The sequence below is a fragment of the Rhizobium sp. N122 genome, assembly GCF_002211295.1.
GTDB lineage: Bacteria > Pseudomonadota > Alphaproteobacteria > Rhizobiales > Rhizobiaceae > Rhizobium.
The window spans coordinates 1-25,652 of sequence record NZ_LOKU01000023.1 but is presented as its reverse complement, the minus strand read 5'-3'; the positions used below and the strand labels follow the sequence as shown (position 1 = coordinate 25,652).

General features: G+C 61.7%; 26 protein-coding genes, 2 pseudogenes and 1 riboswitch. Of the genes and pseudogenes, 9 read left to right on the top strand and 19 right to left on the bottom strand.

All coding sequences use genetic code 11. The annotated features are described in order from the left end of the window. Window positions 1-4 precede the first annotated feature (4 nt). A complete protein-coding gene (gene cobW, locus ATY75_RS16920) occupies window positions 5-1,054 on the bottom strand; it encodes a cobalamin biosynthesis protein CobW (RefSeq protein ID WP_088938464.1) in 1,050 nt (349 codons plus the stop codon). A gap of 4 nt (window positions 1,055-1,058) precedes the next feature. After that, window positions 1,059-1,583 carry a bifunctional adenosylcobinamide kinase/adenosylcobinamide-phosphate guanylyltransferase gene (gene cobU / locus ATY75_RS16915; protein ID WP_088938463.1) on the bottom strand — a complete coding sequence of 175 codons (525 nt, stop codon included), beginning with the start codon at window positions 1,581-1,583 and terminating at the stop codon, window positions 1,059-1,061. A gap of 295 nt (window positions 1,584-1,878) precedes the next feature. Then, window positions 1,879-2,276, bottom strand: a riboswitch (cobalamin riboswitch). A gap of 226 nt (window positions 2,277-2,502) precedes the next feature. On the opposite strand from cobU, the gene ATY75_RS16910 reads away from it, so the two are divergent. Further along, the gene (locus tag ATY75_RS16910) at window positions 2,503-4,293 is read left to right on the top strand and encodes a chloride channel protein (protein WP_088938462.1); all 1,791 of its coding nucleotides are present in this window, start codon (window positions 2,503-2,505) and stop codon (window positions 4,291-4,293) included. On the opposite strand, the gene ATY75_RS16905 is transcribed toward ATY75_RS16910, so the two are convergent. From ATY75_RS16905 to ATY75_RS16895, 3 genes are all read right to left on the bottom strand, one after another. Beyond that, the gene (locus ATY75_RS16905; RefSeq protein WP_245317597.1) at window positions 4,242-5,393 is read right to left on the bottom strand and encodes an adenylate/guanylate cyclase domain-containing protein; all 1,152 of its coding nucleotides are present in this window, start codon (window positions 5,391-5,393) and stop codon (window positions 4,242-4,244) included. The two genes, ATY75_RS16910 and ATY75_RS16905, sit on opposite strands and share 52 nt — an antisense overlap. A gap of 217 nt (window positions 5,394-5,610) precedes the next feature. Continuing rightward, window positions 5,611-6,381: an SDR family oxidoreductase gene (locus ATY75_RS16900; RefSeq protein WP_088938461.1), complete on the bottom strand. Its 771-nt coding sequence runs from the start codon at window positions 6,379-6,381 to the stop codon at window positions 5,611-5,613. 198 nt (window positions 6,382-6,579) lie between these two features. Next, window positions 6,580-8,034, bottom strand: a complete 1,455-nt coding sequence (locus tag ATY75_RS16895; RefSeq protein ID WP_088938460.1) for a cobyric acid synthase — start codon at window positions 8,032-8,034, stop codon at window positions 6,580-6,582. A gap of 543 nt (window positions 8,035-8,577) precedes the next feature. Here ATY75_RS16895 and ATY75_RS16890 point away from each other — a divergent pair. Both ATY75_RS16890 and ATY75_RS16885 read left to right on the top strand, forming a co-directional pair. Beyond that, window positions 8,578-9,579 carry a glycine betaine ABC transporter substrate-binding protein gene (locus ATY75_RS16890; protein ID WP_190241374.1) on the top strand — a complete coding sequence of 334 codons (1,002 nt, stop codon included), beginning with the start codon at window positions 8,578-8,580 and terminating at the stop codon, window positions 9,577-9,579. Between the two features lie 34 nt (window positions 9,580-9,613). After that, window positions 9,614-9,961 carry a hypothetical protein gene (locus tag ATY75_RS16885; RefSeq protein ID WP_088938459.1) on the top strand — a complete coding sequence of 116 codons (348 nt, stop codon included), beginning with the start codon at window positions 9,614-9,616 and terminating at the stop codon, window positions 9,959-9,961. A gap of 55 nt (window positions 9,962-10,016) precedes the next feature. On the opposite strand, the gene ATY75_RS16880 is transcribed toward ATY75_RS16885, so the two are convergent. Beyond that, a complete protein-coding gene (locus ATY75_RS16880) occupies window positions 10,017-10,172 on the bottom strand; it encodes a hypothetical protein (RefSeq protein ID WP_003540537.1) in 156 nt (51 codons plus the stop codon). A gap of 97 nt (window positions 10,173-10,269) precedes the next feature. Further along, on the bottom strand, window positions 10,270-11,211 hold the full coding sequence (locus ATY75_RS16875) for a LysR family transcriptional regulator (RefSeq protein ID WP_190241373.1): 942 nt from the start codon (window positions 11,209-11,211) through the stop codon (window positions 10,270-10,272). Between the two features lie 71 nt (window positions 11,212-11,282). On the opposite strand from ATY75_RS16875, the gene ATY75_RS35095 reads away from it, so the two are divergent. Further along, a complete protein-coding gene (locus tag ATY75_RS35095; protein WP_088938715.1) occupies window positions 11,283-11,495 on the top strand; it encodes a hypothetical protein in 213 nt (70 codons plus the stop codon). A 140-nt stretch (window positions 11,496-11,635) separates the two neighbouring features. Here the strand turns inward: ATY75_RS35095 and ATY75_RS16865 are convergent, their stop codons facing one another. Beyond that, the gene (locus ATY75_RS16865) at window positions 11,636-12,244 is read right to left on the bottom strand and encodes a LysE/ArgO family amino acid transporter (RefSeq protein ID WP_088938457.1); all 609 of its coding nucleotides are present in this window, start codon (window positions 12,242-12,244) and stop codon (window positions 11,636-11,638) included. Between the two features lie 100 nt (window positions 12,245-12,344). Between ATY75_RS16865 and ATY75_RS16860 the strand changes: the two genes are divergently transcribed. Then, the gene (locus ATY75_RS16860; RefSeq protein ID WP_088938456.1) at window positions 12,345-13,238 is read left to right on the top strand and encodes a LysR family transcriptional regulator ArgP; all 894 of its coding nucleotides are present in this window, start codon (window positions 12,345-12,347) and stop codon (window positions 13,236-13,238) included. A gap of 39 nt (window positions 13,239-13,277) precedes the next feature. Here the strand turns inward: ATY75_RS16860 and ATY75_RS35560 are convergent. Both ATY75_RS35560 and greA read right to left on the bottom strand, forming a co-directional pair. Then, a pseudogene (locus ATY75_RS35560) lies at window positions 13,278-13,621 on the bottom strand (hypothetical protein). 136 nt (window positions 13,622-13,757) lie between these two features. After that, window positions 13,758-14,240 (bottom strand): transcription elongation factor GreA, encoded by a 483-nt coding sequence (greA, locus tag ATY75_RS16850; RefSeq protein WP_088938455.1) that lies wholly within the window; start codon window positions 14,238-14,240, stop codon window positions 13,758-13,760. 228 nt (window positions 14,241-14,468) lie between these two features. On the opposite strand from greA, the gene ATY75_RS16845 reads away from it, so the two are divergent. Then, a complete protein-coding gene (locus ATY75_RS16845) occupies window positions 14,469-15,188 on the top strand; it encodes an MgtC/SapB family protein (RefSeq protein ID WP_088938454.1) in 720 nt (239 codons plus the stop codon). Window positions 15,189-15,215: 27 nt separating this feature from the next. Here the strand turns inward: ATY75_RS16845 and ATY75_RS16840 are convergent, their stop codons facing one another. The 3 genes from ATY75_RS16840 to ATY75_RS16830 are packed head-to-tail and all read right to left on the bottom strand — an operon-like array spanning window position 15,216 to window position 15,930. Continuing rightward, window positions 15,216-15,401, bottom strand: a complete 186-nt coding sequence (locus tag ATY75_RS16840) for a DUF3008 family protein (protein ID WP_064841359.1) — start codon at window positions 15,399-15,401, stop codon at window positions 15,216-15,218. A 32-nt stretch (window positions 15,402-15,433) separates the two neighbouring features. Continuing rightward, window positions 15,434-15,643 carry a DUF2945 domain-containing protein gene (locus ATY75_RS16835; protein ID WP_088938453.1) on the bottom strand — a complete coding sequence of 70 codons (210 nt, stop codon included), beginning with the start codon at window positions 15,641-15,643 and terminating at the stop codon, window positions 15,434-15,436. Window positions 15,644-15,696: 53 nt separating this feature from the next. Further along, window positions 15,697-15,930 (bottom strand): DUF2171 domain-containing protein, encoded by a 234-nt coding sequence (locus ATY75_RS16830; protein ID WP_012557983.1) that lies wholly within the window; start codon window positions 15,928-15,930, stop codon window positions 15,697-15,699. Between the two features lie 276 nt (window positions 15,931-16,206). Here ATY75_RS16830 and ATY75_RS16825 point away from each other — a divergent pair, with 276 nt between their 5' ends. Together ATY75_RS16825 and ATY75_RS35555 are read left to right on the top strand one after the other, a co-directional pair. Next, window positions 16,207-16,407: a hypothetical protein gene (locus ATY75_RS16825; protein ID WP_088938452.1), complete on the top strand. Its 201-nt coding sequence runs from the start codon at window positions 16,207-16,209 to the stop codon at window positions 16,405-16,407. A gap of 293 nt (window positions 16,408-16,700) precedes the next feature. After that, on the top strand, window positions 16,701-17,723 hold the full coding sequence (locus ATY75_RS35555) for a GlxA family transcriptional regulator (RefSeq protein ID WP_088938714.1): 1,023 nt from the start codon (window positions 16,701-16,703) through the stop codon (window positions 17,721-17,723). Window positions 17,724-17,753: 30 nt separating this feature from the next. On the opposite strand, the gene ATY75_RS16815 is transcribed toward ATY75_RS35555, so the two are convergent. After that, complete coding sequence (locus ATY75_RS16815) at window positions 17,754-19,085, bottom strand: diguanylate cyclase (RefSeq protein WP_088938451.1); 1,332 nt, start codon at window positions 19,083-19,085, stop codon at window positions 17,754-17,756. A 186-nt stretch (window positions 19,086-19,271) separates the two neighbouring features. Continuing rightward, a complete protein-coding gene (locus tag ATY75_RS16810) occupies window positions 19,272-20,102 on the bottom strand; it encodes a response regulator (RefSeq protein ID WP_049731849.1) in 831 nt (276 codons plus the stop codon). Window positions 20,103-20,313: 211 nt separating this feature from the next. Here ATY75_RS16810 and ATY75_RS16805 point away from each other — a divergent pair, with 211 nt between their 5' ends. After that, entirely contained in the window at window positions 20,314-21,297 is a 984-nt protein-coding gene (locus ATY75_RS16805; RefSeq protein WP_088938450.1) for a squalene cyclase, read from the top strand. On the opposite strand, the pseudogene ATY75_RS16800 reads toward ATY75_RS16805, so the two are convergent. The 4 genes and pseudogenes from ATY75_RS16800 to ATY75_RS16785 form a co-directional block, all read right to left on the bottom strand. Beyond that, window positions 21,283-21,681 (bottom strand): annotated as a pseudogene (locus ATY75_RS16800) (TetR/AcrR family transcriptional regulator); the annotation flags it as partial. The gene ATY75_RS16805 and the pseudogene ATY75_RS16800 overlap by 15 nt on opposite strands. A 188-nt stretch (window positions 21,682-21,869) precedes the next feature. Beyond that, on the bottom strand, window positions 21,870-22,136 hold the full coding sequence (locus tag ATY75_RS16795) for a hypothetical protein (protein WP_088938449.1): 267 nt from the start codon (window positions 22,134-22,136) through the stop codon (window positions 21,870-21,872). A gap of 112 nt (window positions 22,137-22,248) precedes the next feature. Further along, window positions 22,249-24,780 carry a mechanosensitive ion channel family protein gene (locus tag ATY75_RS16790; protein WP_088938448.1) on the bottom strand — a complete coding sequence of 844 codons (2,532 nt, stop codon included), beginning with the start codon at window positions 24,778-24,780 and terminating at the stop codon, window positions 22,249-22,251. Between the two features lie 90 nt (window positions 24,781-24,870). Then, window positions 24,871-25,422 (bottom strand): DUF924 family protein, encoded by a 552-nt coding sequence (locus ATY75_RS16785; protein ID WP_088938447.1) that lies wholly within the window; start codon window positions 25,420-25,422, stop codon window positions 24,871-24,873. Window positions 25,423-25,652 lie beyond the last annotated feature (230 nt).

Sequence of the window (25,652 nt, the reverse complement as noted above, 5' to 3'; positions counted from 1 at the left end):
GGGTTTATGCCAGCGCCTCGATCGCCATCCGTACAGCGGCCTCATCCATCTCATGCAGGCCGATGACGACGAGGCGTGTGCCGCGCTTTTCCCCAGGCGTCCAGGCGCGATCGAAATAGTGGTCGATGCGGCTGCCGACGGCCTGGAGCTGCAGGCGCATCGGCTTGCCGGCAACGTCGACGAAGCCCTTGAGGCGCAGCACGTCATGGGTTGATATGACGGCTTTCAGCGCCTCGACGAAACCGGCGGGATCGGCAATTGGTCCGAGATCGACGACGAAGCTGTCGAACTCGTCATGATCGTGCGGCGTCCCGTCCTCATGCTCGAGCTCATGATGCGACTTGCGATTGGCGATATCGTCCTCCGTGCCGATGCCGAGACCGAGCAGGATGCCGGCCGGCACCTCGCCGTTCCGCGCCTCGATCATCGCCGGCTTGCGTGCGGTGCGAGAGGCGACCTCGTCGCGCACCCGGCTAAGACCGGCCACGTCGATCAGGTCGGTCTTGTTGAGCACGATCAGATCGGCGCAGGTGAGCTGATCCTCGAACAGTTCCTCGATCGGGCTCTCGTGATCGAGCGATTCATCCTCGCCGCGCGCCGCCTCGACAGCATCGTGGTCGTCGGCGAAACGGCCGGCGGCGACGGCGGCGCTGTCGACCACCGTAATGACGCCGTCGACGGTGACCTGGGTGCGGATGTCAGGCCAGTTGAAGGCCGCGACCAGCGGCTGCGGCAAAGCAAGGCCGGAGGTTTCGATGACGATATGGTCGGGCCGCTGTTCGCGTTCCAGGAGCTTTGTCATCGTCGGGATGAAGTCGTCGGCAACTGTGCAGCAGATGCAGCCATTGGTCAGCTCGATGATATCGTCCTCGCTGCAGTTTTCAGCGCCGCAGCCCTTCAGCACCTCGCCGTCGACGCCGAGATCGCCGAACTCGTTGATGATCAGCGCGATCTTCTTGCCGCCGGCATTGGTGAGCAGATTGCGGATCATCGTCGTCTTGCCGGCGCCAAGGAAGCCGGTGATGACGGTTGCGGGAATTTTCTGCTGGTTCATGGATTTAACCCTTCATTTTCAGCGGCAGGCCTGCCGCAATGAAATAGACTTCGGCGGCATTTGCCGCGATCAACTGGTGGAGACGGCCGGCATGATCGCGAAAATCCCGCGCCATGCGGTTGTCGGGCACGATGCCGAGGCCGACCTCGTTGGAAACGAAAACGAGCCGCGCCTTTACGCGCGGCAGAAAATCGGCGAGTGCTGCAAATTCCCCCGCCATATCGCGCTCCTCCATCATCAGATTGGTGACCCAGAGCGTCAGGCAGTCGATCAGCACGATACGCCCCTCGCCGTCGATGGCGGCGAGCTTGCCAACAAGATTGAGCGGCTCCTCATGCGTCGTCCAGGACGGACCGCGATCGGCTCTGTGCTGGGCAATCCGCGCCTGCATCTCCTCGTCCCACGCCCGGCCGGTCGCGAGGTAGTGACGATCGAGGCCGGTTGCAACGACAAAAGATTCGGCAAAGCGGGATTTGCCGGAGCGTGCGCCGCCGAGGATGAAGGTGGTGTTGGTGAAAGCGATCGTCATACGCAAGCACTCCCGCTAGAGAGGGCGCGGCGGTGCCACATCCCTGTTCTCCCCAGCGGGGAGAAGGTGCCGGCAGGCGGTTGAGGGGGTGAGCGGCGAAGCCGCGAATGCACTGAGCGCAAGCGAAGGGCAAAATGACGGAGGTGCCGTGCGGCCCCCTCATCCGACCCTTCGGGCCACCTTCTCCCCGCGGGGGAGAAGGGGAAAATATGCACCGCACCAAGCCGCGCCGAATTCAATCGTTCAGCCAAAACAACCTCCGTGCTGGCAACGGGCATAGTGCCCAGGGTTGGGCTTCTCGCCCGGCACGAATGGCAGGTCTCCTGGCTCGCGGGTGTCGGCCGCGATCGGGACAGACCGGAAACCGGTCGCCCCTGATCGTGCCAGCGGATCTGCCTCGCCTTCCCGGCCGCATCGGCGAAGAGGTGGACGATTCGTAGAAATAGAGGCGTCCGACCCCGGTTGATCACCATGCATGTCCAGTGGCTTTTCCGGCATGTCGCCCGCCCTGCCCGCCTGCACCATTGCAGACTGCCGGCCGGAAGGGCTGGATGCCGGATGGAAGACCCTGACCGCTCTACAGTCGCGGGGTCGGCTGTGATGAAGGCGCCCGGTTTGGGTCCGCCCCGTCACATTCCCTTTTCATCCGGAAAGGCGTAACACCGATCCGGAACCATCCGTTATTCCAAAGATGGTTAGGCAAGCTCACGGGTGAAGTCAACCGGCCGATACGACCGCGAATGGCCAGCCAGGCGGAGCAACGCCGGCAAGACGACTTAGTCTACCTAAAACATCGTCTTTTATCAGTTACTTACGTCATAATTAATTGACCCGCTCGCCAGCTTTTCGCCGCAATTACGTCGCAAGCGGTCTGCGCCATCGCCCTTGACCGGGCCTCTTCCTGCCTAGTTGTCTAGCCATGCTTATGAAATTGGATCGGCGCCGTTTCCGTGCGCTGCGTGTCTTCTTCGACCCGGCGCGGCTGCGCGCCCTGACTCGCCGCAGCGAAATCGGCCTGTCGCTGGCGGGCGCCGTCGTCGGCATCGCCTCAGGGCTTGCGGTCACCGGCATGAGCTACGTTTCGAATGAGCTGCACCAGTTGGTCTTCGGCATAGCCGACAGTGAAAGGCTGAGCTCATCGGTGATCGACGACAAGCTGCTGCTGCTGACCGCCCCCGTCATCGGCGGCATTCTGCTCGGCCTGTTGCTCTTCATTTTGGCCAAACGCCGCAAGAAACCGATGGTCGACCCCATCGAGGCCAATGCGCTGCATGGCGGCCGCCTGTCCTTGACCGACAGCATCATCGTCGCCGTGCAGAACCTGATCTCCAACGGCTTCGGTGCCTCCGTCGGCCTGGAGGCCGGCTACACCCAGCTTGCCGCCGGCCTTGCCTCGAAATTCGGCCTGAAGCTGCAGCTCCGCCGCTCGGATCTGCGCATCCTCGTCGGCTGCGGCGCAGCCGGCGCCATCGCCGCCGCCTTCAACGCGCCGCTGACCGGCGCCTTCTATGCTTTCGAGCTGATCATCGGTACCTATACGATCGTGTCGCTGACCCCTGTGGTCGTCTCGGCCCTCGTTTCCACTTTGATCGCAAGGCTGCTGGCCGAAGGCGATTTCAGCATCGATATCGGCAGCTTCGGCGCAGTCGTGCCGGCCGATTATATCCCGGCGCTGCTGCTCGGCGCTTGCTGCGCCGGCGTCGGCATCCTGATCATGCAGGGCGTCTCCTTCGTCGAAGAACTGGCGCGCAAGAGCTCGATCGCCCCGCCCTTCCGTCCCGCCCTCGGCGGTATCATCGTCGGGCTGCTGGCGATAATCTCGCCGCAGGTGCTGTCGGCCGGCCACGGCGCGCTGCATCTCAACCTTTCCCGCGACGTGGCCATCCCGGCGCTGGTCGGCCTCCTCCTGTTGAAATCCTTGGCCTCGGCGATCTCGATCGGATCGGGCTTCAGGGGCGGCCTGTTCTTCGCCTCGCTGTTCATGGGCGCTCTGCTCGGCAAGCTCTTCGCCTATTGCGGTCCCTATTTCGCCGATGCGACGCTGACGCCGGTCATCTATGCCGTGGTCGGCATGAGTTCGCTTGCCGTCGCCGTCATCGGCGGGCCGCTGACGATGACGTTCCTGGCGCTCGAAATTACCGGCGACTTCCCGATCACGGCGCTGGTGCTCGCCGCCGTCATCACCTCCTCGCTCGTCGTGCGCTCGACCTTCGGCTACTCCTTCGCCACATGGCGCTTCCATCTGCGCGGCGAAAGCATCCGCAGCGCCCATGACGTCGGCTGGATCCGTAACCTGACGGTGGACAAGCTGATGCGCGCCGACGTCAAGACGGCAAGGGCTGGCATCTCGCTGGAGGAATTCAAGCAGGCCTTCCCGATCGGCTCAACCCAGCGTGTCATTCTCGTCGAGGAGAGCGACAAATATGCCGGCCTCGTGCTGGTGCCGGAGATCTACGCCAATCCGACCGACACCCAGGACGAGGGCAAGACGCTGGCCGACTTCATCCACTATCGCAACGATTTCCTGCAGCCGCAGATGAATGCCCGGCAGGCGGCGGCGATCTTCGACAAGAGCGAAAGCGAAGCACTCGCCGTCGTCAACAACCTGATCGAACGGAAGGTGATCGGCCAGCTCAGCGAAAGTTATACGCTGCGCCGTTACAGCGAAGAACTCGACCGCCGCCGCCGAGAGGTCTCGGGCGAGATCTGACCCCTCGCTTGCGTTGCTCCGGCGTCGGCGATCTTGAAGACGTCGGCCCGCTTCGAAACCCCGCGCAATTCGAAGGATCCGAGATACTCGCAATCCACGGCACAGGTCGTCGCGAAGCTCTCGGACAGCAACAGGTGCTGCTCAAGCGTGCCGCAGAGCTTTTCCAGCCGCGACGCTTCGTTGACGGCCCTGCCGATCACCGTGAAGTCGAGCCTGCCGTGGGCGCCGACATTTCCGTAGAAAACCTCGCCGAGATGCAGCACAACATCGATGCCGATATCGGGACCTCCGTTGCGCGTCCGCTCGCGATTGAGCTCTTCGTTGGCCTTCAGCAGATTCTGCGCCGAAGCCAATGCCGCCTTGCAGGCCTTTTGCGGGTCCTCGGCCTCGGTCGGAAAGATCGCCAGCACGCTGTCGCCCATGAACTTGAGGATCTCGCCGGAGTTTTCCTCGACATGCCGGCCGATCAGCTCGAAATGCTCGTTGAGAAACCCGACGATCTCGCCTGGCTGATAAACCTCGGTCAAAGCCGTGAAATTGCGAAGGTCGGCCAGCAGGATGGCGGCATCGATGGAACCGCCCATTCCCCTGCGGGTTTCGCCGGCAAGGATGCGCGCGCTCGTCCTGGCGCCGGTATAGACCGCGAGGATATCGGTCGCTGTCTTCGAAACCGCCACGCGGTAGGCCGCCAGTCCAAGCGCCGGGAATAGCGCCGCGACAATCGCCAGCTGATCATCGGAAAATCCGCCGGGCGCATCGCTCGTCAGCGAGAAGCCGAGCCCTCGCAACGCGACTTCCTTCGGGAATTCGAACAGGCTGATGACGTGATCCGTGCCCCCGGAAAGCGCGAATTCGTTGAGTTCGGTATAGTCGAGCCCCTCGCCGCTCGCCAAATTCCATCGCCCCGTTCTTTCGCCGCGGCTCAAGAGGTAAAAGATCGGCGTCCTCTCGAAGTCACGCTCCGTCTCGCTGCCGTGCTCCGCATTTTCAAGGACGGTCTCACCGCCCCGCATGAAATTGGCCGCGACGCCGCGATACATGGGATGCAGGGACGGCATTCTGATGCTCGCCCGCCAGATCGGAAACCCGTCCGCGATCAGCCGCTCGCACAGGCCGGAAACGAGGTCGCCAATATGCTCGCTGGTGATTCCCTGCTCTATAATCCATTGAATATGGTCGCTAATTTTCGAATCTCCACATGAGCCGGCGCAACCTTATGTCCGCAAATCGGGCAAATGGGCGGCGGTACCGAACCGGGCTGCCACCACATCGATAGATAGCCGCCTCCCGTCGATATTTCCAGCGGTCGATGACGGCTCACATCCTGACGGTCATGCCGCCGTCGACAGTCAGCACGTGGCCGTTGACGAAGGAGGCGCCGCCGCTTGCAAGAAACAGCGCCGCGCCGGCGATCTCGTCGGGGCGTCCCCAGCGCTGGACCGGAATGCGCTGGCGCACGAAGGGCATCAATTCCTCGTTCGCGGCCATCGCCGCATTCGTCTCCGTGGCGAACCAGCCAGGCGCAATCGCGTTGCTGGTGATGCCGTACGGACCGAATTCGACCGCCATGCCGCGCATCAGTCCCGTCAGGCCCTGCTTTGCCGCCGGATAGACGCAGTCGCCGGGCATGACGACATGACCGCTGATCGAGGTCACCGCGATCAAGCGGCCATAATTGCGCCGCTTCATCAGCACGGCGGCGTCCCGCGAAAGCATCATCGCGGCGGCCAGATCGGTGCGCAGCAGTTCGATGATCGCGTCATCGTCGAATTCGGCCAACGGCCGTCTGTCGCGGGCGCCGACATTGTTGATCAGAATATCGAGGCGGCCGTGGCTGTGGTCGATATCGGCCATCACAGCACGCTGCGCTTCGCGGTCGGCGATATCGAAGGCCGCAGCCTCCGCCGTGCCGCCCGCGGCGCGAATGATGTTTACCGCATCTTCCAGCGTCGCCGCCGTGCGGCCGGTAACGATGACATGGGCGCCGGCCTCCGCAAGGGCGCGCGCCATCTCGAAGCCCAGACCACGGCCACCGCCGGTCACCAGCGCCACCTGACCTGCCAGTGAAAATCTATCCGATACGCTCATGGTTATACTCTCGCCCGGACTCTCGTGGGGAGGGAATTAATGGACTCAGTCAACCAATTTGGCAAGAGTGGAATGAAACACTAACCGTGGAATGATGGAGGCTTGGCTCCCTCTTCTCCCCTCGGGGAGAAGGGACAAGTGGCAGCGCCTTGCCCATCCTCATCCCTGCGAGGCCAGACGACCCAACACACATCCGGCTTACCCCAGCAACCCCGCAAGCCAGCGCGCATCGAGATGCTTCTCCAGGTCGCTCGCGACCTCATCAAGCGCCCGCTCGACGCTCTCGCGGTAATTCCTCTGCTCGCCCGAGAGCCCAAAGCTTTGCAGCAGCCGGGCGCGATAGGCGTCGCTGCCGAAGAGCCCGTGCAGATAGGCGCCCATGATTCGGCCGTCGGCCGAAAGCGCCCCGTCGGGCGCGCCGTCGATAATCGCCGAAGGTCTATCGCAATCCGGGCCGCGGGTGATGCCGAGATGGATCTGGTAGCCGGCAAGCGGCACGTCGTATTCGGTCGAGCGGGCATGGCTGTTGCGCAGGGTTTTCTCAGGCGCCATCTCGGTCTCGACGTCGAGAAGCGCCAGCCCCGGCGTCTCGAGCGTCCCGCCCTCGATACCGAGCGGATCGTGCACCGTGCGGCCGAGCATCTGGTAGCCGCCGCAAATGCCGATCACCCGGCCGCCGCGCCTGACATGCGCCTGCAGATCCCGGTCCCAACCTTCCGCCCTGAAATCGGCGAGATCCGATATCGTCGATTTCGAGCCGGGAAGAATGACGAGGCTCGCATCGGCAGGCAGCCGTTCGCCTGATCGCACGAAGACCAGTTCGACGTCCGGCTCGGCCCGCAGCGGGTCGAGATCGTCAAAATTGGCGATGCGCGGCAGCACCGGCACGGCGATCTTCAGTGCACCCGCCCCGCCCTTCGCCAGCCGTTCGAGCACGACCGAATCTTCGGCCGGCAGACGCGCGGCACCCGGCAGCCACGGTACGACGCCGAAACACGGCCAGCCGGTAAAGCCTGCGACGGCGCGGATGCCGTCGTCAAACAGTGAGGTGTCGCCGCGGAACTTGTTGATGATATAGCCCGCAATCATCGCCCGGTCGGCCTCGTCGAGGATCGCATGCGTGCCGACCAGCGAGGCGATGACGCCGCCGCGGTCGATATCGCCGATGAGCACGACAGGCACGCCGGCCCGCGTCGCAAAACCCATATTGGCGATATCGCCGGCCCTGAGATTGATTTCGGCCGGCGATCCGGCACCCTCGACGATGACGAGATCGGCGCCCGCAGCGACTTTTTCGAAGCTTTCCAGCACCGCGCCGAGCAGCTGCGGCTTCAGCCGCTGATAGTCCCGCCCCTTCGCCTGCCCGAACACCCTGCCCTGCACGATGATCTGGCTGCCGTTTTCCGATTGCGGCTTGAGCAGCACCGGGTTCATGTGCACCGAGGACGGCGTGCGCGCCGCCAGCGATTGCAGCCACTGCGCCCGGCCGATCTCGCCGCCGTCATCGGCAACCGCGGCATTGTTCGACATGTTCTGCGGCTTGAAGGGCCGAACGGTGAGGCCCCGATTGGCAGCCAGCCGGCAGAGGCCGGCGACCAGCACCGTCTTGCCGACATCCGAGCCGGTTCCCTGCAGCATGATCGCTCTTGCCATTGGCGGCCTGTATCCGTCCTTTGTTCAGGCGAGGCCTACAATGGCCGACAATCCCAGGTCAAGGCGCCAGCTGAAAACGCGAAAACCGCGCATGGCCTTGGCTCTGCGCGGTTTGCCGAAAACTCAGGCGTCTTCACCCCTACACGGCGAAGCTCGCTTTCTCCGGTACGCACTACCTGAACCGGACAAGCAGCGGTCATTGCCGCCACGACCCAACTGATAACGGCACATTCTTACCGGAGAGTTATTGAAGGCTTACGCAAATGTTAATTTTGATCTTTTTTGACTTTCTCGCCGAAATTTCTGCCGAACATCCGCCGGCGATCGCCAACAGCGTGCAGTCCGCTTAAAGGTGCCATTTTCGGAATGTTGAGATAAATTATTCGAATTCAATCATTTAGTACCGCAACCACTAGCAGAAGACGGTTGATTTCTGCGAGCGAACGCGTAGGCTTCCCAAAAACGCCATTTTCGAGCCATGACCTGCGATAAGCTGCCGGAGCGCGTCTCAAAGACGCGGCGCTGTAAGGAAGAATTCGGGGAATGACGATGAAGACGTTTCTGATTCCGGCCGTCTTTGCCGCGGCTCTTTCTGCCGTCGCGCCGGCCGAAGCCGCAGAATGCGGCAAGGTTTCGATCGCTGAGATGAAATGGGCCTCGGCCGGGATTGCGGCGAACTTCGACAAGATCATCCTGGAAAAGGGCTACGGCTGCTCCGTCACCATCGTCGACGGCGACACCCTGCCGACCTTCGCCTCGATGAATGAAAAAGGCACCCCCGACATCGCCTCGGAATACTGGATCAATTCCGTCAGGGCCTTGCTCGATCAAGCGGTCAACACCGGCCGGCTGGTGCAGGGAGCCGAGATCCTGGCTGACGGTGCCGTCGAGGGCTGGTGGATTCCGAAATTCATCGCCGACGCCCATCCCGACATCCGTTCGGTCGAAGATGCGCTGCGGCATCCCGAACTTTTCCCCGCCGAGGGCGATGCGGCGAAGGGCGCGGTCTACAATTGTCCCACCGACTGGAGCTGCCAGATATCGACCGCCAACCTGTTCAAGGCGCTTGCCGCGGACAAGAAGGGCTTTGAACTCGTCGAAACCGGCAGCCCCAAACAGCTGGACGCTTCGATCGCCTACGCCTTCGACAACAAGGTCGGCTGGCTCGGTTACTATTGGGCGCCGACCGCCGTCCTCGGCAAATACGACATGACGCGGCTGAGCTTCGGCGTCGGCCACGACAAGGCCGAGTGGGACCGTTGCACCGCAGTCGCCGGCTGCATCAGGCCGCAACTCAATTCCTACCCGGTCTCGCGCGCCTTCACGTTGATGACCAGGTCTTTTGCCAGCCGTGCCGGACCCGTCACCACCTATCTCAAAACCCGCAAATGGGACAATCAGACGATTAACCAGGTGCTGGCCTGGCAAGACGAAAACCGCGAAAGCAACGAGGATGCCGCGATCCATTTCCTTCGCAATTACGAGGGCCTGTGGATGAAATGGGTTCCCGCCGATATAGCCGAGAAGGTCAAGGCGAGCTTATAACGACAAAAACACGATCAAGCATGGACGATTCGAGATGACAGGCAACGTTCCCTTTCCCGACCGCGATACCGTTGCGGAAAAGCTCGCCGCGCTGTCGGAGACGGACAAGTCATATCTGACGCTGCTCATGGAAAATGTCGCTCAGGACGACAACCTGCTTGACGGCCTGCGCCGCCATCTCGATCTCGCAGCCGGTTCGCGGTTCCTGAACTCGCTGAAGCTCGAAAACCTCGGAGTATGGCTCGGAGCCCAAGCGCCGGATCGGCTGCAGATCCGGCTGATGGAAACTGCCCGCTCAAGCCAGCATCCTGCCTACCAAGCCTTCCGGACCGGTCTCGACCGATCCGGCGGGCTGGAAAAGGCTTATCCGCCGGTGAATTGATCCGGTCCCCGGTCAATACGTGATCCGACGATCCCCAGAGGAATCCGAACGGTCATTATTTCTTTGCGGCGCGGTCAACCGAGCGGCCGGCATCCTGGGTGGCGTTTACGGTGTTTGCCGTATCTTTTCCTATGCCGCGGATTGTGTTGCCGCAGGAGGAAAGGGCAAGAAGAACCATCAAGGCTGCGGCGATTTTGGCCGTTGTCGTCATTTCGAATATCCTTGTTTGAAATCAACCCCGAACGGCACTTATGCCGTTCGCGCCGATAACGCACAAGGGAACAAAAGGTTCAACCTGAAAGACATGCTCAGGCGGCGACCGCCTTTGCTCTCTCGGCAAAAGCGCCGCGAATGCTGTCGGCCACCGTCTCGATCGGCCCCGACACCTGCGAGGCGGTCAGCAGGCGGATATCGAAGGCGCCGAGTTCCGGCAGGCCTTCCTGCGGGCCGAGGATCGCCATATCCTCGTTGACATAGGATAGCGGCAGCGGCGCAATGGCAAGATCGGAGAGCACGGCGGCGCGCTGCGCCATGGTGTGGCCGCTGAGATAGGCGACGCGATAGGGCCGCTTATTGCGTTCGAGCTGGGAGAGCGCCTCCTGGCGCCAGATGCAGCCATCCTCCCAGATCGAGATCGGCAGGGGATCGCGGCGATGCGCCGAACCGCATCTGGCGCCGGCCCAGACCAGCCGCTCGCGGAACACCACCTCGCCGCCTGTCGGGAACGGCCGCGTCGCACAGTTGATCAAGGCCAGGTCGAGCCGCTGTTCCTCCATGCGCCTCTTCAGCCCGATGCTCATGTCGATCGTCACGTCGACCATGATGCCCGGATAGCTCTCGGCGAAACTCTTCAGGATGCTCGGCAACAGCCGCTCGCCGATATCCTCCGGCGCGCCGAGCCTGACGACACCGCTGAGCTCCGGCATGATGAAGCGCGACACCGCCTCATTCGATAGTGCCAGGATGTTGCGGGCATAAGATAGCAGCATCTCGCCGTGGCCCGTCAGCGATACCGAACGGGCGTCGCGTAGGAAAAGCGTCGCGCCTAGTTGCTCCTCGAGCTTCTTGATCTGCATGGACACCGCCGACGGCGTGCGGAAGACCGCCTCGGCGGCTGTGGAAAAATTGCCTGTCTCGGCGATGGCGACGAAGGTTCGCAGCACATCGTTGTCAAGCAAAGGAATGGGACGGCGAAAGGGAAGGCTCATCGTCGCATCTTTCAATTTTTCTGATTTATAACCGCATATCATTTTGTTTGATTGAATGTCAATCGCTCCCCATAGTCTGCGCATCGGAACTGATGCAGCAAAGGAGGCTCGACATGGCCCATGCAAGCACATGGAATATCCTACAGACCTTTTCCGCATTCAAGTCGCGGGGGCGCAGAGATGCAAACCATGAACATGCACTGCGGGAATTGAAACGATTTCCGCCGCACCTACTGGCCGACTGCCAGCGCGAAATGGAACTGCCTTTACTGAGCGTAGCGGCCCGGCCGGGTCGCCACCTGAGGATCGTGGATTCCCGCGCATAATGTGCTCAGTAGGTTTTTGAATCTTCGCGCAGGCACGACAGCACTCGGAAAAATCCTCCATCGAATGGCTTTCGTGCCGCGCCCCCATTGAACCTGAGCCTGCCGCCAGTCGTGGGCCGGATGCTCGATCCCCCGAAAGGTCACATCCCACCCAGCAGCTTGAAGGCGATGATCCACATGGTGAAAGCGACGAGCGTTTCCAGCATCCGCCAGGAAGACGGTTTCGAGAAAGTCGGCCGCAGCCATGCGGCGCCATAGCCGAGAGAAAAGAAGAACAGGAAAGAACCTGTCACCGCCCCCGCGGCAAACGAAGCCTGCTGTCCGGGATAGCGCGTCGAGATGGTGCCGAGCAGCACGACCGTATCGAGGTAGACATGCGGATTGAGCCAGGTGAGCGCCAGGCAGGTCGCAAGCGTCTGCCGGAAACTCGCCGTTTTGGCCTCCGCTGCAATCAGGGTCGCCGAGGACCGAAAGGCGGAATAGAGGCTTTTTGCCCCATACCAGGCCAGAAACGCCGCTCCTCCATAACGCATGACCGGATCGAGCCAGGGCATGAACCGGGCGATCTGCTGCAGGCTGGTGACGCCAAGCACGATCAGCACTGCATCCGACAAGGCGCAGGCGAAGCAGACGGCGAAGACGTGTTCGTTGCGCAGGCCCTGGCGCAAGATGAAGGCGTTCTGTGCGCCGATCGCGACGATCAGGCTCAGGCCCATCATCAGGCCGGTGGCATAGATTGAAAAATTCATCGTTTCGGCAAGGGCCCCAGACTTCGGTGGGCTTGCAGTATTGCCGTTGCTTGAATTAGGCTAGTTAATCCGACTTACCCAAAGTAAGCAAAACTAATCCATGCTTGATTATTCCGCTCTCCGCGCTGTCGCAACGATCATCCAGATGGGCAGCTTCGAGAAGGCTGCGACCGTGCTGAACGTGACCCCTTCGGCCATTTCGCAGCGTGTCAAGCAACTGGAAGAGCGTCTCGGCACCGTCCTCATCGTCAGGGGCGCTCCCTGCACGGCGACAGAGAATGGGGAATGGCTCTGTCGCCATATGGAGAATGTCGGCATGCTCGAAGCCCAACTCTTCGGCCAGCTGCCGGCTCTCGTCGATCCCGACGCGCCACACCAAAGGGTGACGCTCCAGATCGCCACCAATGCCGACAGCCTCGGGACATGGTTCGTCGAAGCCATGTCGACCTTCGCCAGGAATTCTTCCTATCTCTTGAACATTGCCGTCGACGACCAGGATCACACCGCCGAATGGCTGCAGCGCGGGCGGGTGATCGCGGCCGTCACCAGCCTGGAAAAGCCGGTCCGCGGATGCCGGCGTTTTGCTCTCGGCGTGCTGCGTTACCACGCCACCGCAACCCCGGACTTCGTCGCCCACCACTTTCCGAATGGCGTCACCGCCGAGGCGATCCGCAACGCGCCTGCCCTAACCTTCAACCAGAAAGACAGGCTGCAGAGCAGCTGGGTGCGGCAGACATTCGGACGCGATCTCGATTATCCCACCCACTGGCTGCCGTCGCCGCAAAGTTTCGTCGAGGCCACCCTTTCGGGCATGGCCTGGGGCATGAACCCCACCCAGCTGACACGCGAACATCTCGCATCGGGAAGGCTGGTGGAACTCGTTCCCGGCACCCCGCTCGACGTCCCGCTCTACTGGCAGATAAACCGCCTCGCCGCCGACCGCCTGGCAGAGCTGACGCGCGAGGTCATCACCGTGGCCAAGCGCAATCTCTGAAGAGCCGCTCAGAACAGACAGCGGCTCAAACAGGCGCCATTACACATAAACTGTGCGGCTGCCGAATTCGCTGGTTTCGTCGAAATTCTTAGCCGATCCGCTCGCTCTCGCCGGATAGCTCCTGCGGAGCTTCAGTGGCGGGCGTCGCCGCAGCCGATGCCTCGGTCTCGCTGCTCTCGGACGCCTCGAGCTTGGCAATCTTGGCTTCCAGCGTCTCGATGGATTTTTCGATCGTCGCCTTCTCCTCTTCGTCCTGTGTTTGCGACAGGGCTGTCTGCTTTTCGGCAAGCTGCGCCTCGAGAGAGGCAATCCGATGAACTGGAAGATTTTGATGAACTCAAAAGGGTGGATGCAGAACTGGAAATCGCGCTGACCATGAGGATTGCTTTCGATGACGGAATGTCACCTTCTAGGCCGCGAGGGGTAAACGCCCGGAAAATAAAGAACTACACGGTACCACTTTCTGCAGCTAGAGTTGCGCATCACCCAGCTCGGCGCCGCTTTGAGTATTATTACGCCCTACTCGATAGCGATGATCTCCAGCTCCTGGCCACCCGCTTCCACCACATCGCCGACAGCCTTGCCGATCAGCAACCGCGCCACCGGCGAGACATAGGAAATCGATCCGGCCTTGGGATCGGCTTCGTCCTCGCCGACGATCCGATAAGTCTGCACGCGCCCGTCGTCGCGGCTGAAGGTCACCTTACTGCCGAAGGCGACGGTGCGGGTTGACGTGGGGTCGGGCATGAGCTGAGCGGTGCGCAGCCTTACCGCAAGGTAGCGCAGGTCGCGCAAGGGACCCGCCGCCTGCCGCCGCCGTTCGTTGACGTCATCGATGGTGCTCGCGGCGTCATAGGCCTCGCGCGCTTGCTGGAACTGCAATTCCAGCGCCTTCAATCCTGCTTCCGTCACAAGGTTCAGATGCGGCGAAACCGGGCGATCAGGCAGCAGGGTTTCCGAAGCGGTTTCGAAACTCTCTTCCTTGGTGAAGGCGACGGCCAATTCCGTACTCCGTTTTTTGGGGACACAAAATGCGCTTATGGCTGATGGGCGATCACCCACATTCACATTCACATACATACACCCACCGCAGACGAACCGCCAACCTCAGCTCATCGGCCTCGGGGAACGTCCCGCCTCACTCAGCGTTAGCCCCGTGACGCATTCTGGCCGAGGAGGACCAATGCCCGACGACCGACGGAAATCCCCCGGCCTCATCCGGAGCGAAACATGCCTTCGTTGCTGACGGACGCCATGCCGCTGACGCCGAGCTGGTGGGATATCGCCCTACGCATTGCACTGACGGTGATTGCCGGTGGTCTCATCGGCCTCGACCGCGAGCGCGGCGGCCATGCCGCAGGCTTCAGGACCACCATCCTGGTGGCGCTTGCCGCCTGCATTGCCATGGTCCAGGCGAACCTGCTTCTGTCGACCTACGGAAAAACGCTGAGTTTTTTCACCCAGATGGATGTGCTGCGCTTTCCCCTCGGCATCCTGACGGGCGTCGGTTTCATCGGCGGCGGTGCGATCCTCAGGCGCGGCGACATGATGACCGGCGTCACCACCGCGGCGACCCTGTGGTTCATGACGGTGGTCGGCCTCTGCTTCGGCGGCGGCCAGATCGTCACCGGGACGGTCGCCACCATCGTTGCCTTCATTGTCCTGTCGCCATTGAAGCGCCTGGACACATGGCTACGCTGCGAACGCAAGGCAACCCTCGTCATCCACTGCCCCGATGCCGATATCCCCAACCTGTCGGCGGTGCTGAGGCCTCTGGAATGCCATGCCTTGTTCATTTCATTCGGACCGACGAGCGAAGGCCGAACAGGGGCGACATTCGAACTGCGATGGATGGCGAAAGACCCCGACGCGTCCGCCCGGGCGATACTGAAAGGCGTATCCGAGGCCTATGACGTCGCGGGTTTCTCGATGCAGTCGACGACGAGCTGAACTCCCGCGCGACGCCTTCCGCCTCCTTCATTTGGAGACGTGCTGCGGCTTTCCCTTGGTCTTTGTCGATGCGAATTCCTCAAGCTGCTTTTCGCTCATGGACTCTTCCATCTGTTTGGAGGCGCCCTTGAGTTCCTTCTTGGGCGTCTCGCCGCGTTTGGCCGAGAGTGCGGCACCCGCCGCCTTCTGCTGGGCCTTGGATTTGGCTGGCATATCGATCTCCTTTTCGTTGGGATCAGCCGCCCTCAAATTTTCCTGAGTTCGTCTGGCTTGTGCGCGGCTCGTTTTCCCGATTTGTCGCTCTCGACGATATATTGCGGTTGCGCCGCCGATGCCTTCACTGTGTGGCCTTTGATCTTCGTCGGGCTGGTCTGTTTCTTGACCACCCTGCCCTCGGTCTTTCCCTGGCTGGTACCCCAGCTGACCTCGTCGCCCTTTTTCAATTGCTTGGACATGTGGCTCCTCTTGCGGCGAGGAGGCTGCGGCAAAAGCCGCAGCCGACCGCGCGTCAGTTGATGGTGGCCCACTGGCTGCGGACATCCCTGGCGTTCTTCGACAGATGAACATGCGCGTCGACGTGATCGACCCAATCGATCGGGATCAGGTGGTGCTTGCCGTCTTCCGAGTCGGTCTTCGTCAGCTTGATGCGGGTAGGCCCGTCGAGATGATCGACCGTCCCCATATGGGTGCCGTCGGCAGCCCGCACTTCCATATGTTCTCGGATCTGATCTGCGGAAATCATCATTTCCTCCTTTGCGTCATTGTCAGCTACCAAGCGGCAACGACGTGGAGCGGAGTTGGTTCCGATGCGTCCTGCCGCAGCTGGAATTATGCTGGCCAGGACAGATCTGGCGACGCGGGACGGCTCGGCAGCGGCGCAGCCATTGTTCAATATCTCTGATGTTATCCATAAGCTCTATTCGTTTGAATGATGAGTTCCGGAGGCCCATATTGTGATCATGGACATGGACGAAACCTCCCATCGAACCATGCCCCCGACCCAAGAAAGGAACGGAAAATGACTACGCTCACCTATCGGGGTGCCGGCAAGTCGCTCACCTCCGGCGAAGACCGCTTCGACCTGGCACATTATGCCCGTAGCCTGGTGCTTGCCTGGACGCGCTGGCGCACCGCCCGCGAAATCGAAGCCATGCCCTTCGACATCCGTAAGGATATCGGCTGGCCGAGCACGGACGACAACAAGCACCGGACCGTGTAGTGAATGCGACATTCCTCTCAATGACGGCGGCGTCTGCCTTATGCAGCGCCGCCTTTCTCGTGGCATGATCGTCCATTCCCAGCCCGTTTTCAGTCTTGAATTTCAGTCGCCTTTCAGCTTGTTCTTTGCCTCCACCGCGATCCTCCCGGCAGTTTGACCGGTCGGATATCGGCCGATGTCGCATATTTGCTCTTCCCGGCCGCATTTTTCCATGCCAGTGTCGCTTTCGGGATATCGGCGCGACGCATTCCGCGCAACGAATATGTCATCGTTCCTCGAGCATGGATTTCGCTATGAACAGGATGCAGATCAAGAAGCGTTCGCTGGTCTTCTTTATGGTACCGCAATTCACCATGCTGCCCTTTTCGGCGGCCGTGGACACGTTGCGCATCGCCAATCGCATGCTCGGCTATCAGGCCTATACCTGGCGGCTCGCCTCCCTCGACGGGGACAAGGTCTATTCCTCCTGCGGCATCGGCGTCGAGGCGAATTCCTCGCTCGCCGAGGAGCGCCGTCATCTCGGCGGCGAAAACCGGCCGGGCATGGTGCTCGTCTGTTCCGGCATCGATGTCGAGCAATTCAACAACAAGTCGGTCAATGCCTGGCTGCGCGAATGCTACAATCGCAGCGTCGCCGTCGGCAGCCTCTGTACGGGCGCGCATGTGCTGGCCCAGGCCGGGCTTTTGAATGGCAAGCGCTGCGCCATCCACTGGGAAAACCTGCCGGGCTTCTCCGAAGCCTTTCCGCAGGCGGAGGTCTATGCCGATCTCTACGAGATCGACGGCAATCTGTATACCTGCGCCGGCGGCACCGCCTCGCTCGACATGATGCTGAACCTCGTCGGCGAGGATTTCGGCGAAAGCCTCGTCAACCGCATCTGCGAACAGCACCTGACCGACCGCGTGCGCAACCCGCACGACCGGCAGCGCCTGCCGCTGCGCGCCCGTCTCGGCGTGCAGAACGCCAAGGTGCTGTCGATCATCGAGCTGATGGAAGGTAATCTTTCCGAGCCGCTGTCGCTGATCGAGATCGCCGACGGCGCCGGCCTCTCCCGCCGGCAGATCGAACGGCTGTTCCGCCAGGAGATGGGCCGCTCGCCGGCCCGCTACTATCTGGAAATCCGCCTCGACCGCGCCCGCCACCTGCTGGTGCAGTCCTCGATGCCGGTCGTCGAGGTCGCGGTCGCCTGCGGCTTCGTCTCGGCTTCGCATTTCTCCAAGTGTTATCGCGAACTCTACCATCGCTCGCCGCAGCAGGAGCGCGCCGAGCGCAAGATGACCATGGCGACCGCGCGCCAGCAGGCGGTCGCGGCCTGACATGAAAGGGCGGCGCTTCGCCTGAATAGCTTATTGCGCCGCTTCTTCCGTCATCTTGGCGTCGGAATAGACCTGGTTGCGGCCCCTGTGCTTGGCCATATAGAGGAACTGGTCGGCGGCGTTGAGATAGTTCTCGAAGGTTTCGTAGCCCTCGATTTCGGCGATGCCGATCGAAATCGTGACGCCGAGTTCCTCGTCGTCGGCGGTGACCTTCAGCCGGGAAATGTCGGAGCGAATTTCGTCGCAAAGCTTGGTCGCGGCAAGGGAATCCATCTGCGGGAAAAGGATGGCGAATTCCTCGCCGCCAAGCCGCGAGAGAAGATTATCGCTGCCGTCGAAGATCGTGAACAGCCTGTTTGCGACAGCCTTCAGCACCTTGTCGCCGATCTCGTGGCCGTAGGTGTCATTCAGCCGCTTGAAATGGTCGATATCGAGAATGGCGACCGAACTCGGCACTTTCAGCCGAAGACACTCGTTCACCAGCTTCGGGCCGTTGTCGTAGAAATAGCGGCGGTTGTAGAGGCCGGTCAGATAGTCGCAAGCTGCTGCCGCCCGCAACTGCCGCATCTGCGCCAGCGTTTCGGCATTGTTGGCGATGCGGCATTGCAATTCCTCGGCGACGAAGGGCCGGTAGAGGAAATCGCTGGCGCCGGCCTTGAGGAAGCTGGCAGACAGCATGCGGTCATTGGAGGCGGAAACACCGATGACGCGCAGCCTGTCCGAGCCGAAGCGGTGGCGGATGCGCCGCGTCAGCTCGTAGCCGCTCATATCGGGCATGTGGTGGTCGGTGACGACGAGTTCGATATCGCTGTAAGCCTCGAGTGCCGCCAATGCCTCGAGCCCCGAATTGGCCTCGACGACGAGATATTGCTGCGCCTTCAGCAGATCGACCAGCACCCGGCGCGCCGAGACGACATCATCGACGACGAGCACCCGCGTCTTGCGGTTGGAGATCGCGCGGCGGACGGTGGCGACCAGATTGTCGAGCGCGAATTCATTGTCCTTCAGCACGTAATCGATGACATTGCGCTCCATGATCTTGTTGCGCGTGTTGAGATCGAATGTGGCGGTGAAGACGATTGCCGGGATATCATGCTCGATCGTGCAGTCGAGCGCTTCGCCATAGGGCGAATCCGGCAGGTTGAGATCGACGACGGCCATGGTGTAGCCGTGACCGTCCTCGGCAAGTTCTTTGCGAAGCGCCTTTAGCGAGGAGCAGGATTTGACCGCGAGACCAAGTTCGGTCTGGAACCGGTGGCAAAGCACGGCGGAAAACATTCGGGAATCTTCAACCAGAAGTATTTTGAGCCCGCCGGAGCGGAGCCCGATGCCATCTCGCTGAAAATCCGCTTGAAAAGCCACAGCCGCTAATCCCCCATGCGTCCGATGGCCTCGACTCGGCCCTCTCCCCGGCGGGGCGAACGATAACCGAGAGGCCTGCGCGCGTGAAGGGGACAAATAGCGGCGTTACTTGCAATTGCAGAAATTCGACGACGGTGTGCGACCGTCGTCTCCTCGCCTGTGACGACGCCGATACTGGAAGGGCCGTCAGGCAACCGCCCGCTCCTTGCGCATCGACTGGATTTGCAGCAGCGTGTCGAGATTCTGGTTGACGCGGCAGTAGAACTCCTCGTCGATGAACGGGCGCAGCATGAAATCATTGCCGCCAGCCTTCAGGAAACGCGCCGAAAGCAACCGGTTCGACGAGGAGGAAACACCGATGATGCGCAGCTCGTGCGAGCCGATATTGGAGCGAATGCGCCGCGTCAGCTCGAATCCATCGATGTCGGGCATGTTGTAGTCGGTGATCATCAGGCCGATATCGCGGTTGGCCTTCAGGATCTCCAGCGCCTTGGCGCCGTTCTCGGCGGTGCTGACACGGAAATTGTAGCGTTTCAGCCGGCTCGACAGCAGCGCGCGGGCCGTCGCGCTGTCGTCGACGATCAGCACGTGGTGACGATGATTGGTCAGGAACCGGCAGATCGATTCCGCCAGAAGGTCGACGGCGAAGATATTGTCCTTGAGGATATAATCGACAATGTCCTTGGCCATCAGCTTGTCGCGCATGCTTTCATGGAAGGTGCCGGTAAAGACGATTGTCGGTATGGAAAGATCGACCAGATATTCGAGCGCTTCGCCGTTTTCGGCGCCGGGCAGGTTGATGTTCGAAATTGCCAGCGTGATCGGATCGGAAGACTTGTCGTAGGAAAACTGCAGATCCTCGAAGCTGCGGCAGATCTCGACGTCGATGTCGAACAGCTCCTTGAGGCGTTTGCTGATCATCGAGGTGAATACGTTGGAATCTTCCGCGACAATAATGCGCGCACCGGCAAACATCTCCCCGGAATATTGCATCCCCGAAATACCTAGAAACGCCATAGCAAACCTTTGATGTAAATCTGTCCCCGGATCAAACCGATACATCAATTGATTTGACTAATGATTAATCAGCACTGCTGGATATGAACGGAAGACGCGGCCGGATGAGGCTGCCTCAGATTTCTTGCGGATATGATTAAGAAATCAGCCGCGGTACGCCGATCAGCTCCAGCCGCAACACGCCGCGACCGACCCGCCGAGAGGTTCCCCCATGACCCAATCCGACCCGGTGATCGAATGGCTCCTTGATTCCGACCCGTCGATCCGGTGGCAGGTGATGCGCGACCTGCTTGACGCCCCGAAGCGAAATTGGACGGCCGAGCGGGCGAAAGTCGAGACCGAAGGTTGGGGCGCCAGGCTGCTTGCCTGCCGGGACGAGGACGGGCAATGGGCGGGCGGCGCCTTCCTGCCCGCCGGTTTCGATCCCCAGGAGTGGCGCGAGCACGGCCAGCCGTGGACGGCCACGAGCTTTTCGCTGTCGCAGCTCAGGGAGTTCGGTCTCGATCCCGCCTGCGAGCAGGCCAGGCGCGTCGTCGAGTTGATCGGCGCCAATGCCCGTTGGGAAGAAGGCGGCCAGCCCTATTGGCACGGCGAAGTCGAAGAATGCATCAACGGCCGCACTGTCGCCGACGGCGCTTATTTCGGCATCGATGTCTCGCCGATCGTCGACAGGCTGGCCGGCGAGCGTCTCGACGACGGCGGCTGGAATTGCGAAAGTATCAACGGCTCTCACCGCTCCTCCTTCGCCAGCACCATCAATGTGCTGGAAGGACTGCTGGAGTTCGAGAAATCGACCGGCGGCACGCCGCGATCCCGCGAAGCGCGCCGGACGGGCGAAGAATTCCTGCTCGAGCGTCACCTCTTCCGCCGTCTCGGCACCGGCGAGCCGGCCGACAAAAACTTCCTGCAGTGCCTGCACCCGAACCGCTGGCGCTACGACATCCTGCGCGCCCTCGATTATTTCCGCGCCAGCGCCATCCTGACCGCCGCCGCTCCCGATCCGCGCCTCGGCGAGGCGACCGAGCATCTGCGCTCCCGGCGCCGTCAGGACGGCCGCTGGCCACTCGACTGGAGCCTGCCGGGGCGTGTGTGGTTCGATGTCGACGACGGGCAAGGCGAGCCCTCACGATGGATCACGCTCCGTGCGATGCGGGTGCTCAAATGGTGGGACGCTCAGCTCTCAATCGATGCCTGACGCCAGGCTCAGCGTACGCAGGAAATGCGCCTCGATCTTGCGCAGCAATTGGCCGCGATCAGCAGGTGTTTCGCCGACCGGCTGATTGACCGCGCCGTGCAGGGCATTGAACAGGAACACCGCGGTAAAGCCGGGATCATCGACAGACCAGGCATCCCCGCCTACCCCGCCGGCGAGCAGTTCGCTCAGATGGTCGATCAGGATGTTGCGCGAAAGGCCTTCCCGCGTTGCCGGGGGCTCGGCCACGAAGGCCAGATGATGCAAGCCGGCCGCGTCGAGATAGCCGGTGGCGCATGCCGTCGACTAGGCGGAAAGCTTGCCGCACCAATCCGTTTGCTTTCGTTCCGCGACCGCCACGACAATGCCATCGAGAACGCCCTGCACGAGCATGACGTCGAGAAGCTGGTCGTCGCTGAAGGGTCTCAGGCAGAATTTCCAAACCAGCTCGGAGAGCCGGGACAGGCGCGTGCCCAGCGGTGTCACGACGAACGGCCGATTACAAGGGCGCCTTCGCCAAGGAAGACGGCGAGAAAGTGCTCGATGCCGAGGGCAAGCGGATCGTCTGATCCCGCTTACTTGACGACGGCCGAGCCCTTGACGATGTCTATCGTCTCGCCGCCGTCGAGGCCGATGCGGTCGCCGTCGGGCGTCGTCATGAAGCAGCCGGAAGTACAGAGGTTTTCCGAAGCGCCGGCATCGACCACGACTTCGACGCGCTGGCCGCTCTCGGTGATGACGAGCACCACGGCAGCTGGATCGGTGTTGGTGATGGATGCCGCCTGGACCGCGGGCGCGGCAAGCAGCGGGATAAGCAAAACGGCGGCAAACCTTGCCATCATGTGCGGCGGCGCGGGCGCGCCCTCCCCTCGAAAGATCGGTGCTGCCCTCGGCAGCAATCCCGATGGAGGAGATCATGCACATAGACCTGTGAATGATGGCTGAATGAGCCGTTCAGCTCTTCAGGCTGCCATCCGCCGTCCGCCCACGCAGCTGCCGCACCGGCCGCTCCTCTTCCTCGATGGGCTTGTTCTTTGGATCGTCCTGGCCGTCCGTCCGCTCCTTGACGGTATTGGCAAGGACCGGCGCGGCATCGCGATGAATGGTGAGGTCGCTCTGCGGCAGCGGGATCTCGATACCTTCGGCCTTGAAGCGCCGCAGGATCTCGATCCTGAGATTGTTGCGCACCGTCATGCCGTCGCCCATATCGGCGAGGAAGAAACGCAGCTCGAAATCGAGCGAATAGGGGCCGAAGCGCAGGAATTCGACCTGCGGCTCGGGATTGCGCATGACGAGCGGAATCTTCGCCGTCAGCTCCAGCAGGATATCCATCACCTTCTGCGGATCGGCGTCGTAGCTGACGGAAACCGGGATTTCCGAGCGGCCGATCTTGTTGCGGTGCGTCCAGTTGCCGACGAGTCCGTTGATCAACTCCGAATTCGGCACGATGATCGACTGCTTGCGGAAAGTCTCGATCTCGGTGGCGCGCACCGAGATGCGCTTGACGATGCCTTCGGCTGTGCCCGAGACGACGTGGTCGCCGACCTTGAACGGCCGCTCGACGAGCAGGATCAGGCCGGAGACGAAGTTGGAGACGATATTCTGCAGGCCGAAACCGATGCCGACCGAAAGCGCGGAAGCGACGAGCGCCAGGCTCGACAGATCGATGCCGGCCGACGAAACGCCGATGATCGCCGCCAGGCCGACGCCGAGATAGCCAATGCCCGTCTTGACCGAATTGCGCACACCGAGATCGACATGGCTGCGCGCCATTACGTTGCTGTCGAGCCAGCGCTGCAGCCAGCGCGACAGGAGATAGACCCCGGCAAACAGCAGGATGCCGGTGCAGATGCCGAGCAGCGAGATGCTGATGCCGCCAAGCTTGACCTCGGTGAACAGCCGATAGGCGATGAGCTGCAGGTCCTGCACATGGAAGCCCCAGAGCAGCAGGATCAGGGGCACGCCGACGACGAGCGCCACTGCATAGATGGCGAGGCCGACCACCAGGCCGGCCTGGTCGATCGCCACCGGCCCGAGATTGAAGCGGCGCGTCAGGAAACGCGCGAAGAAGGTATCGCCGAAGCTTTCCTGCCGCGATATCGCCTTACCCGAAAGCAGGCCGACATACATGGTGGCGACGACAGCGCCGGTGATGATGAGCTGCGTGGCGACGAAGCGCGCCAGCCCGACGTAACCCGCAAGCGCCGTGACGATCAAGCCGGCGCCGACGACGCGCAGGATGATCGCCATGCCGCGCGGCCAATGCCGGCCCGGAGCATCGGGATCGCCGTTTTTCGCCAGCATCGGCTTGCCGAACGAGGCCACGATCAGGATCATGCCGATGATCAGTGCGGCGATCAGGCTTCTCACCACCGTCAGCACCAGCGGCGAGCCCATCGCTTCGCCGATCGAGCCGAAGAAATAATCGAGCCCGTTGATAATAGCCATCGCCAGCAGGCAGTAGCCGATCGAGAGTGCGCCGAGATTGGAAAGCCGCACCAGCCGCCAGTGCGGTTCGTGCGGCGCGAAGATGGCGTTGACGAAGCGGCCGACGAAATAGACGAGCCCGATCGTCCCGAACAGCGCACCGATGACAGGGGCGATGTCAGGCCTCAGCACATTGAAACTGTTGAGGAAGAAGAACGACGTGACGAGCAGGACCGAAAGCGCCAGCGTGCGGATCAGCGTCGACCAGAAGGCGATCGACAGCCGGCCGATATAGGATGGGTTCTCGATCGCCTCGTCTCGGCGCAGATAGGAGCCGAACAGCCGGTAGCTGCCGGAGAGCAGGATGAGGGCCGAGGCGAGCGACAGGAAAATCGCGGCAAACAGCGGGAAACGCTTGAACTTCCAGACGAAAGAGGTCCAGCTTGACAAAGCCTGCGAGAATTCGCCGGCCTCGTGCACGAAGGCGCTGGCGGCATCGTCAAGCACCGAGACGGAGATCTCCGTCCTCCTAAAAAGCGTGTCGGCAAAAAGCCGCCGCCGCATCTCGATGATCTCGTTGACGAGCTTCGTCACCGCGATCGACAGGTTTTCGGCGTCGCCCGTCACCGCATTGATCTGCGCCCGCTCGGCGGCGAGCGCGTTGCGTTCCTGGGTGACGATCTCGGCTTCGGGAGGCTGGCCATCCTTCGGCGGCTCGCCGATCTCGGCAAGCCGGTTCTTGATCTGGTCGAAACGCGGCCTGAGATTGACCGAAATGGTGATGACGGCGCGGCTGAGTTCGTCGGCCTTGGTCGCAAGCCCGACCAGAGCATCGTCATTGTCGGCATTCCCTTTGACGCTGTCCTGGAGGGCGACAAGCTCCGTCTTCGCCTTCTCGATCTCCTTTGCTGCCTGGTCGAATGGCGTATCCACGGGCGCCGGCGCGGCTGCCTGTGTCTGCGCTTCCTGCGCGAAGGCCACGGCACCTTCGAAAGGCGCGCCGGCACACGCCAGCGTCACGAGAAGAATGGTGCGAAGCAGGATGGACCTCAGCCGCAAAAGCGCCTCCGGAAAGGTTGTCGTCGGAATGGAATTCCAGCTTTTCCTAGCAAAGAAAGGCGACAGGATGGCGGAAACTCCTGGAAAGGCTCAGAAACCGGCGCCGGGCTTTGAGAGATAATCGCGCTCCCCGGCCGTCGACTCCCGTCCGAGCATCGCATTGCGGTGTGGAAAGCGGCCATAGGCGGTGATCACGTCGCGATGGCGGATCGCATAATCCAGATATTCCGCATCGCCGAGCGCACTGAACAATGCCACCGAGCGTTCCTGCTCGCCAAGGTCTTCGGCATGTTCGAAGGGCAGATAGAAAAAGGTGCGGCAGGCGGTCTCGACCGCCTGGTCGGCGCCGGCGGCAAGCGCGAGCTTGGCCTCTCGAAGCGCCAGCCAGTCGGTGGCGAAGGCAAGCGGCGTGCCGCGATAAATGTTGCGGGAAAACTGGTCGAGCACGATAATGGCCGCGAGCCGGCTTTCCGCATCGGCCCGCCATTCGTCACCGATGCCTGCCGCAAGGGTAAGATGCGTCTCGCGAAAACCCTCGCGGATCTCGGCGTCGAGTTCCGCCGGCGGCCGGAACCAAAGCTCCCGGCCGCATCGGACGAACCAGAAATCGTAAACTTCCTGCGGCGTACGGATCGTCATCATGTTCGCCCTCCCTAACGTTAAGCCTCTTATATCACTCTAGTAAGATGTTGGAGAAATTGGACAATGATGTGCCAAGCTGCCCCTCATCCGCCTGCCGGCACCTTTGTAACTTCCCTTTACCCGCTATTGGCGTAGTACTGCCTATTGCGGTGGCGGATGGAAGACCGTTGCACCTTTGGGACACCAAGCCCGTGGGAGAGCCTGGGTCTCCGTCCGCCGTTCCATTGAAC

What these genes read in the sequence shown, in the direction of transcription:
- cobW (WP_088938464.1), bottom strand. Translation starts at nt 1,054, where the DNA reads ATGAACCAGCAGAAAATTCCCGCAACCGTCATCACCGGCTTCCTTGGC.
- cobU (WP_088938463.1), bottom strand. Translation starts at nt 1,583, where the DNA reads ATGACGATCGCTTTCACCAACACCACCTTCATCCTCGGCGGCGCACGC.
- ATY75_RS16910 (WP_088938462.1), top strand. Translation starts at nt 2,503, where the DNA reads ATGCTTATGAAATTGGATCGGCGCCGTTTCCGTGCGCTGCGTGTCTTC.
- ATY75_RS16900 (WP_088938461.1), bottom strand. Translation starts at nt 6,381, where the DNA reads ATGAGCGTATCGGATAGATTTTCACTGGCAGGTCAGGTGGCGCTGGTG.
- ATY75_RS16895 (WP_088938460.1), bottom strand. Translation starts at nt 8,034, where the DNA reads ATGGCAAGAGCGATCATGCTGCAGGGAACCGGCTCGGATGTCGGCAAG.
- ATY75_RS16890 (WP_190241374.1), top strand. Translation starts at nt 8,578, where the DNA reads ATGACGATGAAGACGTTTCTGATTCCGGCCGTCTTTGCCGCGGCTCTT.
- ATY75_RS16885 (WP_088938459.1), top strand. Translation starts at nt 9,614, where the DNA reads ATGACAGGCAACGTTCCCTTTCCCGACCGCGATACCGTTGCGGAAAAG.
- ATY75_RS16880 (WP_003540537.1), bottom strand. Translation starts at nt 10,172, where the DNA reads ATGACGACAACGGCCAAAATCGCCGCAGCCTTGATGGTTCTTCTTGCC.
- ATY75_RS16875 (WP_190241373.1), bottom strand. Translation starts at nt 11,211, where the DNA reads ATGATATGCGGTTATAAATCAGAAAAATTGAAAGATGCGACGATGAGC.
- ATY75_RS35095 (WP_088938715.1), top strand. Translation starts at nt 11,283, where the DNA reads ATGGCCCATGCAAGCACATGGAATATCCTACAGACCTTTTCCGCATTC.
- ATY75_RS16865 (WP_088938457.1), bottom strand. Translation starts at nt 12,244, where the DNA reads ATGAATTTTTCAATCTATGCCACCGGCCTGATGATGGGCCTGAGCCTG.
- ATY75_RS16860 (WP_088938456.1), top strand. Translation starts at nt 12,345, where the DNA reads ATGCTTGATTATTCCGCTCTCCGCGCTGTCGCAACGATCATCCAGATG.
- ATY75_RS16845 (WP_088938454.1), top strand. Translation starts at nt 14,469, where the DNA reads ATGCCTTCGTTGCTGACGGACGCCATGCCGCTGACGCCGAGCTGGTGG.
- ATY75_RS16840 (WP_064841359.1), bottom strand. Translation starts at nt 15,401, where the DNA reads ATGCCAGCCAAATCCAAGGCCCAGCAGAAGGCGGCGGGTGCCGCACTC.
- ATY75_RS16835 (WP_088938453.1), bottom strand. Translation starts at nt 15,643, where the DNA reads ATGTCCAAGCAATTGAAAAAGGGCGACGAGGTCAGCTGGGGTACCAGC.
- ATY75_RS16830 (WP_012557983.1), bottom strand. Translation starts at nt 15,930, where the DNA reads ATGATTTCCGCAGATCAGATCCGAGAACATATGGAAGTGCGGGCTGCC.
- ATY75_RS16825 (WP_088938452.1), top strand. Translation starts at nt 16,207, where the DNA reads ATGACTACGCTCACCTATCGGGGTGCCGGCAAGTCGCTCACCTCCGGC.
- ATY75_RS35555 (WP_088938714.1), top strand. Translation starts at nt 16,701, where the DNA reads ATGAACAGGATGCAGATCAAGAAGCGTTCGCTGGTCTTCTTTATGGTA.
- ATY75_RS16810 (WP_049731849.1), bottom strand. Translation starts at nt 20,102, where the DNA reads ATGGCGTTTCTAGGTATTTCGGGGATGCAATATTCCGGGGAGATGTTT.
- ATY75_RS16805 (WP_088938450.1), top strand. Translation starts at nt 20,314, where the DNA reads ATGACCCAATCCGACCCGGTGATCGAATGGCTCCTTGATTCCGACCCG.
- ATY75_RS16795 (WP_088938449.1), bottom strand. Translation starts at nt 22,136, where the DNA reads ATGATGGCAAGGTTTGCCGCCGTTTTGCTTATCCCGCTGCTTGCCGCG.
- ATY75_RS16785 (WP_088938447.1), bottom strand. Translation starts at nt 25,422, where the DNA reads ATGATGACGATCCGTACGCCGCAGGAAGTTTACGATTTCTGGTTCGTC.